This window comes from Pseudogracilibacillus sp. SO30301A, from assembly GCF_037072025.1.
GTDB lineage: Bacteria > Bacillota > Bacilli > Bacillales > Amphibacillaceae > Pseudogracilibacillus.
On record NZ_JAXHDD010000036.1, the window covers coordinates 1 to 13,027 of the forward strand.

The following is a 13,027-nucleotide window of genomic DNA, read 5'->3' on the forward strand; positions in this document are numbered from 1 at the left end:
TATGATAAATGGGGGATTTTAAATTGGAAGTTTCATCTGATATAGCTCCTTCATCAACAGATAAATCTTGGGGGATTTGGATTTATCAAGATTTTGATAACTTATTATAAATCATAAATTATAGAAATTTAATTTAGTAGATGTTTCAGTCTTAAACAATAGGCTCGTTTCTTACACAGCACAGCTTCCAGCAAAAGGGAGGTTGCTCTCGTGCCCGTTTAAATAAAAAAGACATGAGAATGATCTCTCGTATCTTTTATATCTTTCCTAAACAATCGCGCTCTATAGCTTAAGATTATTAACCAAGTTTTATTGAAACTTTTTAGGATTTTCGACCTTCATTGAAGTTACTTCACCACATTTTTTACATATGGTAAGTATTAAGCGCGAACTTCCTAAAACCTTATTGGCAGGAGTAATACTTGTAAAACCATTACCCAATATTCCTTCAGAAAATGTATTATTTCCACAAACTTTACAATTTTTTGTTGTTGCCACTAATATCACCTCATTTTTTAATATTGTTTTTCAATCTAGTCAGCAACTGCGCCCGTTAGTTGAACACTTCCTAGTCTTTCATGGAGTAAGTTAACTAGTCTGTTTTAAGACTGTATTTTATAACTTCGTTTTTATCATTGAAGAAAAGAATCAACCATTCACTATCGATACTAATTAATCCTCTTTCATCTCCGAGATAGTACACAATGTTATTTTCTTCCTTAAAGTATTCAGTTTGGGTTGGATTTCCCAATAACTTATCTACCTCTTCACTCGTCATTCCATTTAACTTATAATGTTCTAACAAGTCATCTACCATATATACTCTTTCCTCGGGTTTATTTAACCATCTTTCAGTTGAAAAATTTGATTTATACTCATTTAAACCAAGCATAATACCACACCAAAGTGGTAAAATAGAACATAGTAAGGAAAGGGGTTTAAATTGAATTTTGGCCTTCTCTTTAATCTTAGTACGCTTATAAAGGAACAATTGAAACAACAACAAAAAAATGAATGGTAGAAGTATTGCTGATAAACTCACAATATTATATGTAGGACGAATCCAATAAATATATAAAAGATATCCCGAATAAAGAAATAAATACAAGACAATATACAAACTAAAAAACTTTCTAGCTACCATTCAACCACTCCTTATTACAACTAAAAAATTTGGTGCTTTTCTTCGAGATTGGGGCGCTAATCCTCCTTCTAGAAAAGCGCCCGTTTAGTGAAAATGTTAGAAATGACCAGATTGCTTAGTTGGAGATTTCAACGCAGAAAGCAGTTTGACGCACAAGCCTGCCAACAGTGAAAGTAATGTGTACAATATTAACCAAAACCAAAGAAGTGAATGCAGTATCGTTAGGTTTGCTATAATAGAAATTAGTGCTACCAAAATTGGCGCCAAATAAATATTTTTAAAGATAAAGTATCCGATTATTCCAATCAAAATTGAAGCCACTGGAAACGTAAACATAACTAATGTAATAAACAAACCCACTTTTATCCTCTCCCTTCACTACCTAAATTTATATACAGTAGCAAGAAATGCATTTTGTTAAATAATTGCATCCATTCTTGTTCAACAATCTGACCGTTTGTGTAATAAAAAGTATTATAAATTGAACTTTTAAACCAACTTTAATATACATTTAAATGGTTCACTCCCAAAAAGGTCATTCATTTATTTTTTATACTATATATGGTATTGGAACAGTGGAATAATTACTATATATTGTGTTTTTTGAATTCCCCTTTTTAGAAAACTTCCTTTTTGGGGACTAACCATTTAAATTAATTTTAATTCTACACGATAATTCGGGGACTTAAAATATAAATTATATAAATATGACTTCTCTTAGTCACGACTTAGCTTTCTATTCCGCATTTCATACTATTAGTAAAGTACTAGTTTTCTAATATTGCAAAGATGTGTTAATATAAGAGACAAGTAGGAAACGTTGCAAGGAGGGAAATCAAATGACTAGTAAAAATCCTTCAAAAGAAATCATTTCATCCATATTAAATTCGTCCAAAACAATTGCTGTCGTAGGACTTTCAAACAACCCAGAACGGACTTCTTATCAAATTTCTAAAGCAATGCAGGATGCAGGGTATAAAATCATTCCCGTTAATCCGAATGTCAACGAAGTTCTTGGAGAAAAATCTTATCCTTCTTTAAGTGACATTGAAGAAAAGATAGATATTATCAATGTCTTTAGACGATCTGAATTTTTACCGGCTATTGCTAAAGAAGCTACCAACATCGATTGTAATGTGTTTTGGGCGCAACAAGGCGTAACCAACGATGAGGCATATGAAATTTTGACAGAACGAGGATACACGGTAATTATGGATTTATGTATAAAAGTTGCACAAGCCGTCTTAGTATAAAATATAATCCAATTTGTTATGATAATGGGATGACATTTTTAGTCATCTCTTTTTATCGTGAAGAATGGAATTGACAAAAGTAATTGATTATTGATGATATAAGCGTATAATATTTTAGAAGATGAGAAAGTTGAATACTTTCTACCCGCTCACTAGCTACGAAGCTGGGGGTTTTGGAACTGAATGTTTTTCTCACCTCTAGATTTATTGGGCAGTTAATGAAAGTCACATCTTGTAGTTGTAAGTGCAAATTTAGTTCCGACTAAGGCTTGGGTGATGCCTTAGTTATCAAATACAAATGTATGATTGTTTTTTTATTGTTTTAATTAAAGGAGTCGATGATCGATTGGTTGATGCTTCATTAAATTACACAGAAGAGTCGATTCAAGTACTAGAAGGTCTTGAAGCGGTAAGGAAAAGACCTGCAATGTACATTGGTTCGACTGATATAAAAGGTCTACATCATTTAGCATATGAAATAATTGATAACGCAGTTGACGAAGCGCTTGCTGGATATGGAAATGAAATACATGTTAAATTACATAAAGATAATAGTATTTCTATTAGTGATAATGGGAGGGGTATCCCAACAGGAATTCATGAAACAGGAAAACCGACTACAGAAGTTATTTTTACGGTTCTCCATGCAGGTGGGAAGTTTGGACAAGGTGGATATAAAGCAAGTGGTGGATTACATGGTGTCGGTGCTGCAGTAGTTAATGCATTATCTGAATGGCTTGAAGTAACAACGTACCGTAATGGTGAAAAATATTACCAGCATTTTAAAGATGGCGGAAAACCTTCTACCACATTGGAAAAAAAAGGTGACACAAAAAAATCGGGTACAACTATTCGATTTAAACCTGATCCGAAAATTTTTTCGGTAACTGAATTTAAAACAGAAACAATTGCAGAAAGGTTGAGGGAATCAGCTTTCCTCTTTCAAGGATTAAAAATTACGTTAACGGATGAACGCACAAATAAAGAGGAAGTTTTTGACTTTGATGAAGGGTTAGTCTCTTTTATCCATTATTTAAACGAGGGAAAAGATGCATTCCATGATGTAATATCATTTAGTGGTGAGCAGAACGGAATTGAACTTGATTTTGCATTTCAATTTAGTGATAGTTATGTAGAAAATATGCACTCCTTCGTGAATCATGTCCGTACAAAAGATGGTGGTACCCATGAAGTAGGTGCCCGTGCAGCTATAACAAGGACATTTAATGAATATGCAAGAAGGAACGAATTTCTTAAAGAAAAAGATAAGAATTTAGACGGGAATGATATTCGTGAAGGCTTAACTGCTATTGTGTCTGTGAGAGTACCTGAAGAATTATTACAATTTGAAGGACAGACAAAAGGTAGACTTGGTACAACGGAGGTAAGATCCGTTGTAGATGCGATTGTCTCTGAAAAATTAGCATATTTTTTAGAGGAAAACGGTGATACTGCTAAGAAACTACTTGATAATGCTCTTCGGGCAAAAGATGCTCGTGAAGCCGCTCAAAAGGCTAGAGAAAATGCTAGAAATGGAAAGAAAAGAAAACGAAGCGAAACATTATTAAGCGGGAAATTAACACCCGCGCAATCACGTGATACGTCTAAAAATGAACTGTATTTAGTAGAGGGAGATTCAGCAGGTGGTTCTGCAAAACAAGGTAGAGACCGTGTGTTCCAAGCAATTCTTCCACTAAGGGGGAAAGTAATTAATACAGAAAAAGCAAAACTGGATGATGTCATGAAAAATGAAGAAATCTCTACAATTATTCATACCATTGGAGCTGGAGTAGGCGCTGACTTTAACGTAGAGGACGCTAGATATGATAAAGTGATTATTATGACAGATGCTGATACAGACGGTGCACATATTCAGGTATTATTACTGACGTTTTTTTACCGTTATATGCGTCCGCTTATTGAGGCGGGGAAAGTTTATATTGCATTACCACCACTATATAAAATTTCCAAAGGTAAAGGGAAAAAAGAACAAATTGTCTATGCCTGGGAAGAAAGTGAAATGGAAGAAGCAGTAAAGAAATTCAAAAATGGCTATACGATTCAACGTTATAAAGGACTAGGAGAAATGAATGCGGATCAGCTGTGGGACACAACAATGAACCCTGAAACGAGAACATTAATTCGAGTGACACTAGATAATGTTGCACAAGCAGAAAGAAGAGTAACAACATTAATGGGAGATAAAGTATCTCCGCGTAGAACTTGGATTGAAGAAAATGTAGAGTTTGGCTTAGAAGAAGATGAAAATATACTGGAAAAGTAAGACGAGAAGTTGTAAAGGAGAATTTTTATGTCTCAATTGAAGCAATATGTTGATTTACCGCTGGAGGACGTTATTGGTGATCGTTTTGGAAGATACAGTAAATATATTATCCAAGACCGAGCGATACCAGATGTACGAGATGGGCTTAAACCAGTACAACGTCGTATATTGTATGCAATGCACGTAGATAAAAATACACATGAAAATAATTTCAGAAAAGCAGCCAAAACCGTTGGAACCGTTATTGGTAACTATCACCCACATGGAGATACATCTGTTTATGATGCAATGGTACGCTTAAGTCAAGATTGGAAAATGCGTTACGAATTAGTAGAAATGCATGGAAATAACGGAAGTATTGATGGAGATCCTCCTGCAGCGATGCGTTATACTGAGGCAAGACTTTCAAAAATTACAGGTGAGTTACTTGACGACATCGAAAAGGATACAGTTGACTTTATTCCTAACTTTGATGATACAAATAAAGAGCCACTTGTTTTTCCAGCTAAACTTCCTAATCTCTTATTGAATGGTTCCACCGGTATATCTGCTGGCTATGCTACAAATATTCCACCACATAATATCCAGGAAGTTATCGATGCTGTTATTATGAAAATTGATAAACCAACCGTAACTTTAGATGATCTTATGACTAAAATTAAAGGACCAGACTTCCCTACAGGTGGAATTGTTCAAGGTCTTGATGGAATAAAACAAGCTTTTGAGACTGGAAAAGGTCGAGTAGTTGTTCGAGGTAGAGCAACAACTAAAAAAATGCGGGGCAATCGAGAACAGATTGTCATTGAAGAAATTCCTTATGAAGTAAATAAAGCAAATCTTGTCCGAAAAATAGATGAATTACATGCAGAACGAAAAGTGGAAGGGATTGCGGAAGTAAGGGACGAAACGGATCGTTCAGGCTTGCGTATTGTTATCGAGTTGAAAAAAGATGCTGATAGCAAGGGGATACTAAACTATTTATATAAAAATACGGACCTACAAATTATCTATCACTATAATATGGTAGCTATTCAGGATAAAACTCCGAAATTATTGCCGTTGACTGAAATTTTGGATGCATATATAACACACCAAAAAGAAGTAGTAACACGTCAAACAAGATACGATCTTAATAAAGCAAATGACCGTGTTCATATTGTAAATGGATTAATTAAAGCTATTTCTATTTTAGATGAACTTATCCAAACCATTCGTAACTCTAAAAATAAGGCTGATGCGAAACAAAATATCATTCGACAATATGAATTTTCGGATTCTCAAGCTGAAGCAATTTTAGCATTACAACTATACAGATTAACGAACACAGATATCACAATCCTTAAGGAAGAAAAAGTAGAATTAGAAGAAAAAATTAAAAAGTATGAAGAAGTTTTAGCAAAACCTAAAGTGTTGTTAAATGAAATAAAAAAAGAGTTGCGAAGAATTAAACGTACGTATGGGGATGAAAGAAGAACAACTATCGAAGAGGAAATTGAAGAAATTAAAATCAATATCGAAGTAACGGTACCGAGTGAAACTGTACTTGTTTCCATTACTAAAGAGGGGTATATTAAACGAACAAGTTTGCGATCATATGCCGCTTCAAACAAAGACGATTTAACAATTAAGTCATCTGATAATCTTGTAAGATTATTGGAAATGGATACAACCGACTATGTATTAATCTTTACGAATACGGGGAAATATATTTCAGTTCCAGTTCACGAATTACCTGATATAAGATGGAAAGATACCGGGGTACACTTATCCAATTTAACAACTTTTGGTTCAGATGAACGTATTGTTCAATGTATTCCTGTTCGCGAGTTTACAAACGATAAATATTTATTATTTTTAACAAAACAAGGAATGATTAAAAAGACAGAATTAGAGGTTTATCAATCACCCAGATACTCTAGAAGTTTAATTGCCCTAAATTTGAGAGAAGACGATGAAGTAGTCAATATATTTGAAACAAATGGAAAGCAAGATATCTTTATTGCGACAAATCGAGGGTATGGATTATGGTTTAATGAATCCGAAGTTTCACCGGTTGGTCAGAGGGCTTTAGGAGTAATTGCCATCCAATTAAAAGAGTCAGACTATGTTGTAAACGGACAAATCATCGATGAAACAATTTCTGATTTATTTCTTGTTACACAGCGTGGTGCATGTAAACGAATGAAAATTAATGCGTTTGAGAAAACTGCAAGAGCAAGGCGTGGTGTTCATATGCTACGAGAATTAAAAGCAAAGCCTCATCGGATTGTAGGATTTTATACGATTTCTCAGGAAGAGGAAATAAGTTTAGTAACAGATAAGGAAAAAAGGATCGAAGTAGTACCATATGGTTTACCAATCAGTGATCGAAACAGCAATGGCTCCTTTATAATCGATGCAGATGAAGAAGGAATCGTTCAATATACAATAATAGAAGCAGAATATGATATTCCATTTAACGAATAATAATAGGCTATTCTGAAAGTATGCCAAGAAAAGGTAGGGGAAGAATTAAAGAATATTTCATCTCTTACCTTTCATTTATTTCTTTAATGTTTATATGCATGACTGTGGAGTGATAATAGAGTTGTCCCTTTAAAATGCTAGATTGTGATTAATTTGTAAATGCGAACTTGTGATGGTTATTAAAATTACCAGTATCTAAAATAAAAAAGAATAAAGGTAAATAAAATAATCGGTGCCTACGTAAATAGGCTCTTTTTTATGTAATAAAAAGGGATTGAGAAACGACCTTTATTGATTAGAGCCGGTAGTTATTGGAAATACTTGTGATAAGATCACACGGAAATGAGTTGAGCAACTCCATGTCTTTTTTTAAAAAAAATAAAGGAATGCCGTCCTTTGTTAATAAAGGTATCAATCCCCTTTTTCCTTCGCTTGAGGATAACATTAAATATATATGTGAAGCTTTTAACAATACAGATGATTTAAAAATGAGGAAAGTGACTTTCCATGAAAAACAGGGAAAATTGTTCTATTTAGAGGCAATGACCGATCCAAAGATAATTGAACACAGCTTTCTAATTCCATTGACAGAGGCTGATGAGTGTGATGATCTAAGAAACGTTATTACAAATGTTGGATTTAATACATCGACCAACTTAAATGATGCAGTTTCTGCACTGTTAATGGGAAGCTGTGCCCTTGTATTAGAAGGGGAAAAAGAGACTTATTTATTCAACACACCTCAGATGAATACTCGTGCGCCCGATGAACCTGAAAATGAAAAAGTTGTGAGAGGTTCCCATTTAGGTTTTGTAGAAAGTCTCGATATTAATATGAATCTGATCAGGCAACGGGTTAAAAATCGCCAGCTCATGATTAAATATTATGAGTTAGGGATGGAATCAAATAGAAAAATGGCGATTGTTTACATGAATCAACTGGCGAATCCTTCATTGGTTGAGGAAATAGAAAAGAGAATCCTGTCCATTTCAATGGATTCAATTATCGCTCCTGGGTATATTGAAGAATGCATAGAAGAACATCCAATGTCACCGTTTCCGCAAAACCTCTATACCGAACGACCTGATCGTTTGGAGGCTCACTTGATGGAGGGAAGGGTAGCCATTATGACTGAGGGAAGTACGGATGCAATTATAATGCCTGTCACATTTTTTTCTTTTTTTCAGTCCCCGGATGATTTCAATAACAGATTTTACGAAGGTTCCGTTTTTCGCCTGTTAAGATTATTCAGTTTTTGGGGGACGCTTACCTTTCCACCTTTATACATCGCGGTGGTCGGTTTTCACTTTGAAATTATTCCGTATGATATGGTAGTCATTGTGAAAGGTTCGATAGAAAATGTCCCGTTTCCACCCTTTGTTGAAGCACTAGTCATGGTTATTACGATTGAATTAATACGCGAGGCGGGACTTAGGCTTCCAACACCGATAGGCCAGACGATCGGTATCGTCGGAGGTCTGATTATCGGTGAAGCAGTAGTCAACGCAGGTTTGGTATCGAACGTGATGGTTATTGTCATTGCTCTAACTGCGATCATGTCATTTACCATTCCTGCCTATGAGATGGGGAACACCATACGAATATTATTATTTCCAACCATGATTGCGGCAGCAACGCTCGGATTTGTCGGAATTGTAGTTTCTCTTATGTTCATTATCATCCATATGTGTAAATTGCAATCCTTTGGGACGCCATATATTACGCCTTTAGCCCCTTTGAATATAAAGGGGTTAAAGGATGCTTTAGTCCGTTTTCCAATCTGGTCAATGAACAAACATTCTAAAGATGTACATGCGCAGCTACCCCTTAAACAAAGATCATCAAGGGAGTGGGATAAGAATGATCGGTAATAAAGAAATCACCCAGTTTCAATTGCTATTTGTATTAATCCACTGCCAAATCGGAGTAGGTATTATTACTTTACCTAATGAAATATTTTTGAAGGCAAAGGGAGACAGTTGGATGTCAGTCTTGTTGGCGGGTATCATTATTCAAATTACAATCTTTATTTTCGGAGCCTTAATGAAGCGTTTTCCATCAAGTAATTTGTATGGCATCATCCAATTTCTTTTTGGAAAAGGCTTCGGAAAAATGATTGTCATTCTGTATAGTATATACTTTATGATTCTTGGAGGATTTTTCTTGGCAAAGTTTGCCGTTATTCTTAGGGCCTGGATGATGCCAACGACACCCAAATGGTTATTGGTCGGTCTGATAGTGATGATAGCGGTTTATATCGTTAAAGAAAATCTTCAGATAATGGCTCGTTTCTTATTTATTTCCTCTATTACTCTCATAGGTTTTATAGGGTTCTCTATATACTCCTTAAAAGAGGCAAACTTTACATATATATTACCAATTGGAAATACGGGGGTGGTGCCTATTATGAAGGGAATTCCAACTACTTTATTTTCATATCAAGGATTTGAATTTTTGCTTCTCATCTACCCTTTTGTTCAATCGGATCAAAAGGGATTGGTGAAAGTGGCAACGATAACCAATATTATTGTTACACTTTTTTACACATTCATAGTTATGATAAGCCTGCTTTTTTTTAGTCCGAACGAATTGAAAATTGTACCTGAACCAATGTTATACTTAGTCAAAGCATTCACTTTCAAAATCATTGAAAGACCGGACTTGCTTTTCACATCGATGTGGATTGTACTGGTGGCTACAACAATTATTATCGTACTTTACGCCTCCTCCCTTGGGTTATCATTCGTCATGAACTCAAATAAAAGGAGTATTTACGTTTTCATTGTCGCGGGAATAAGCTTTTTTTTGGCAATGAGCGTTTATGGGGTTTATGAGATTGATTCTGTATCCAGGATTTTTAATCCATTTATCATTCTTTTCGCTATTGGCTTCCCGATCTTACTTCTTCTCATTGCAATCATTTTCAACAAGAAGGAGGTGGAAAACAGCGGATGATTGGTCGATTACCTTTTATATGGGCTACTTTTTTAGCAGTAATACTCGCCGGATGCTGGGATGAGCGCTTATTAAAAGAACATAGTTTAGTCTTATCCATTGGATATGACTTGGGAACCGACGAAACAATAATTAAAACGGTTACCTTTCCACAAGAAAGTAGTGGAGACCCACAGCAAAATTCACCTGCAACTCAAAGTAATGTGATAACGACAACCGGCGACACGGTGAAAGATGCTGAAAATCAATTAGATCGGCTCATTCCTGAAAAATTTGACAGATCGAAAGCAAAAGTTATATTATTAGGTGAAAGTTTAGCGGCCAATGGAATATTTTCAACTTTGGATTCAATCTATCGTGATTTAAGAGGCCCATTAAATGCTTCGGTGGCTATCGTTAAAGGAACGGCAAAAGATGCCTCGAATTTAAAGGTAAATTACTCCCGTCCTATTAGTGATTTTTATTCAGAGCTTCTCATTAGTGCCGGGGAAAGCGGTCTTACAAAGAATGAAAATGTACAATCAATTTGCCCGATTATTTTATCGGATGTTAAAGATATAGTGGTGCCTTACATCCGTGTTACAGAAAATAGTAACATGGCAATAGTGGATGGAGTGGCATTATTTTCCGGTGATAAAATGACTGGAAAATTAAATATAAAGGAAAGTTCCATGTTACTTATTTTAGCCGATCAAACGGCAAAAGGAACAAAAATGAATTTGAAAGTCAGTAGCGATAAGGAAAAACACGATAAAAATTTTGTGGACTTTGTTATACGAAAAACGAAAAGAAAACTCAACGTATACACAGATAACGATGAGATTAAAGCGAATATAGACTTGACCCTCCAAGTGGAAATTGATGAATTTTCAAGTGATCAGTTGTATAGTGAAAAAAAAGCGAAAGCCTTATCCAAAGAAATAGAAAAAAAGCTAAATGAACTTGCAGTAAAGACAATAGCAAGCATACAAGAGGCAAACAATGATTCACTCGGTTTGGGCGAGAAAGTGAAAGCTTATCATCATTCCATATGGGAAAAAATTGACTGGGGTGAATCTTATCCGAAGGTTCCTATTGAAACAACATTTAATGTTGAAATCCTGAAGCATGGTATTCTTAATTAGAAAATACAATTCAGGCCTTAAATAAGCCGATGTATGTAGGCGAACTGTTAGGTCATTTTTTCTTTAGTAAAAGTTCAGATTATGATTATCTGAACTTTTTTGGCAGGTAGGAAAGTATAAAACTTTCTTGACTCGCATAAGTGCAACTAAGGCTTGGCGATAAGCCAAGTTTTCTAATCTTCTTTTGTTATTTCCTCGATAATTTTTCGTCATATATATAAATACTTTTACTTTATCATATAGTAAAGAAGTTGGAGGGAAAAAGTACCATATTATAAATAAGATCACAAGATTTCCTATTTGTTATGTATTTCATTATGTTTCGCGCTGGGGCGCTATTCAACCCCTCTTAACTTAATTGCTTTATTTACTTCTCTTTTTAAAATCTAATAAACTTCTTCTTATTCTCGTTCTCGATTTACATCGTTTTTGAAAAAGACTTAACGAGTTGATGGCAACTCAATGTAAGCACTTTTTTATATGATGAAAATATGATACGCTAAATTTATAGATTTAGTTCTTAAATGTTTTTCATACAAAAATATATTATTTTTGTGAAATGATGTAACTTAAATTTTAATGAATAATGTCTAAGGAGTGATAATGTGAATTTTGAACTTTCAAAAGAACAAGAAATGATCCGAAATATGGTGAGAGATTTTGCAGAAAACGTAATTAAACCACGAGCAATTGAAATTGATACGGAAGCCAAATTTCCGGAAGACATTTTTAAGCAAATGGGAGAACTAGGTTTAATGGGTATTCCCTTTCCTGAAAAGTATGGTGGAGCGGGCGGAGATACGATTTCTTATGCACTTGCTGCAGAAGAAATTGCCAGAGTCTGTGGCAGTACTGGTTTAAGTTATGCTGCAGCTGTTTCACTGGGGGCAAGTCCACTTTATATGTTCGGTACCGAAGAACAAAAACAACAATATTTGGTACCTCTTGCAGAAGGTCGTGCACTTGGAGCCTTTGGTCTTACAGAACCTAATGCTGGATCAGATGCCGGTGGTACAATGACTACTGCAGTAGAAGATGGAGATTATTATGTTATTAATGGGGAAAAATGCTTCATCACAAATGCAAGCTTTGCTAAAAACTTAATTATTACAGCTGTAACAGGTAAAAATGAAAAAGGACGTTCTATTATATCCTCTATCATCGTTCCGACAAACACGGAAGGTGTTACGATAACTAGTAATTATGACAAAATGGGGGTTCGAGGATCTGATACGGCTGAAATTGTATTAGACAATGTTCGGGTACCAAAAACAAATCTATTAGGTGATCCAAAAGATGGATTCAAACAATTTTTATCAACCTTGGATGGGGGACGCATTTCTATCGGTGCTCTTGGTGTTGGAATTGCCCAAGCATCATTAGATAAAGCGTTAAATTATGCAAAAGAAAGAAAACAATTTGGTAAACCAATCTCTTCCTTTCAAGCAATTCAATTTAAATTGGCTGATATGGCAATGGAAGTGGAACTCTCCAGAAACATGGTATTAAAAGCAGCTTGGTTAAAAGATAATAATAAACCGTTTTCTAAAGAAGCGGCTTATGCTAAATTATTTGCCACAGAAACAGCCGTTCGTGCGGCGGATCAAGCGATTCAAATTCATGGTGGTTACGGATATATGCGCGAATATGAAGTTGAACGATATTTACGTGATGCCAAATTACTTGTTATCGGTGAAGGAACATCCGAAATCCAACGATTAGTAATTGCTAGGCACTTAGGCTGTTAATTTTTATTTGAAGAGGTTGGGATATTTATAATACGATCAACTTTGGCTACGTA

Annotated in this window: 10 protein-coding genes; 7 read left to right on the forward strand and 3 right to left on the reverse strand. The window is 35.0% G+C overall.

Translation table 11 applies throughout. The annotated features are described in order from the left end of the window. Positions 1-309: 309 nt before the first annotated feature. From SPD89_RS15555 to SPD89_RS23145, 3 genes are all read right to left on the reverse strand, one after another. On the reverse strand, positions 310-498 hold the full coding sequence (locus SPD89_RS15555) for a hypothetical protein (protein WP_336262869.1): 189 nt from the start codon (positions 496-498) through the stop codon (positions 310-312). Positions 499-592: 94 nt separating this feature from the next. Then, on the reverse strand, positions 593-1,144 hold the full coding sequence (locus SPD89_RS15560; protein WP_336262870.1) for a hypothetical protein: 552 nt from the start codon (positions 1,142-1,144) through the stop codon (positions 593-595). 96 nt (positions 1,145-1,240) lie between these two features. Beyond that, complete coding sequence (locus SPD89_RS23145) at positions 1,241-1,480, reverse strand: DUF2651 family protein (protein ID WP_442961182.1); 240 nt, start codon at positions 1,478-1,480, stop codon at positions 1,241-1,243. A gap of 503 nt (positions 1,481-1,983) precedes the next feature. On the opposite strand from SPD89_RS23145, the gene SPD89_RS15565 reads away from it, so the two are divergent. From SPD89_RS15565 to SPD89_RS15595, 7 genes are all read left to right on the forward strand, one after another. Continuing rightward, complete coding sequence (locus tag SPD89_RS15565; RefSeq protein ID WP_336262871.1) at positions 1,984-2,397, forward strand: CoA-binding protein; 414 nt, start codon at positions 1,984-1,986, stop codon at positions 2,395-2,397. A gap of 298 nt (positions 2,398-2,695) precedes the next feature. Continuing rightward, the gene (gene parE, locus SPD89_RS15570; protein WP_442961181.1) at positions 2,696-4,681 is read left to right on the forward strand and encodes a DNA topoisomerase IV subunit B; all 1,986 of its coding nucleotides are present in this window, start codon (positions 2,696-2,698) and stop codon (positions 4,679-4,681) included. A 27-nt stretch (positions 4,682-4,708) separates the two neighbouring features. Further along, positions 4,709-7,147 (forward strand): DNA topoisomerase IV subunit A, encoded by a 2,439-nt coding sequence (parC, locus tag SPD89_RS15575; RefSeq protein ID WP_336262874.1) that lies wholly within the window; start codon positions 4,709-4,711, stop codon positions 7,145-7,147. A gap of 359 nt (positions 7,148-7,506) precedes the next feature. Further along, positions 7,507-9,018, forward strand: coding sequence for a spore germination protein (locus SPD89_RS15580; RefSeq protein ID WP_336262875.1), 1,512 nt, complete (start codon positions 7,507-7,509; stop codon positions 9,016-9,018). Then, on the forward strand, positions 9,008-10,102 hold the full coding sequence (locus SPD89_RS15585; RefSeq protein ID WP_336262876.1) for a GerAB/ArcD/ProY family transporter: 1,095 nt from the start codon (positions 9,008-9,010) through the stop codon (positions 10,100-10,102). Before SPD89_RS15580 ends, SPD89_RS15585 begins: the two co-directional genes overlap by 11 nt. Further along, the gene (locus SPD89_RS15590) at positions 10,099-11,226 is read left to right on the forward strand and encodes a Ger(x)C family spore germination protein (RefSeq protein ID WP_336262877.1); all 1,128 of its coding nucleotides are present in this window, start codon (positions 10,099-10,101) and stop codon (positions 11,224-11,226) included. Before SPD89_RS15585 ends, SPD89_RS15590 begins: the two co-directional genes overlap by 4 nt. Positions 11,227-11,831: 605 nt before the next feature. Then, the gene (locus tag SPD89_RS15595; protein WP_336262878.1) at positions 11,832-12,974 is read left to right on the forward strand and encodes an acyl-CoA dehydrogenase; all 1,143 of its coding nucleotides are present in this window, start codon (positions 11,832-11,834) and stop codon (positions 12,972-12,974) included. The last annotated feature ends 53 nt before the right edge of the window (positions 12,975-13,027 follow it).

What these genes read in the sequence shown, in the direction of transcription:
- SPD89_RS15560 (WP_336262870.1), bottom strand. Translation starts at nt 1,144, where the DNA reads ATGGTAGCTAGAAAGTTTTTTAGTTTGTATATTGTCTTGTATTTATTT.
- SPD89_RS23145 (WP_442961182.1), bottom strand. Translation starts at nt 1,480, where the DNA reads ATGTTTACGTTTCCAGTGGCTTCAATTTTGATTGGAATAATCGGATAC.
- SPD89_RS15565 (WP_336262871.1), top strand. Translation starts at nt 1,984, where the DNA reads ATGACTAGTAAAAATCCTTCAAAAGAAATCATTTCATCCATATTAAAT.
- parE (WP_442961181.1), top strand. Translation starts at nt 2,696, where the DNA reads ATGTATGATTGTTTTTTTATTGTTTTAATTAAAGGAGTCGATGATCGA.
- parC (WP_336262874.1), top strand. Translation starts at nt 4,709, where the DNA reads ATGTCTCAATTGAAGCAATATGTTGATTTACCGCTGGAGGACGTTATT.
- SPD89_RS15580 (WP_336262875.1), top strand. Translation starts at nt 7,507, where the DNA reads ATGTCTTTTTTTAAAAAAAATAAAGGAATGCCGTCCTTTGTTAATAAA.
- SPD89_RS15585 (WP_336262876.1), top strand. Translation starts at nt 9,008, where the DNA reads ATGATCGGTAATAAAGAAATCACCCAGTTTCAATTGCTATTTGTATTA.
- SPD89_RS15590 (WP_336262877.1), top strand. Translation starts at nt 10,099, where the DNA reads ATGATTGGTCGATTACCTTTTATATGGGCTACTTTTTTAGCAGTAATA.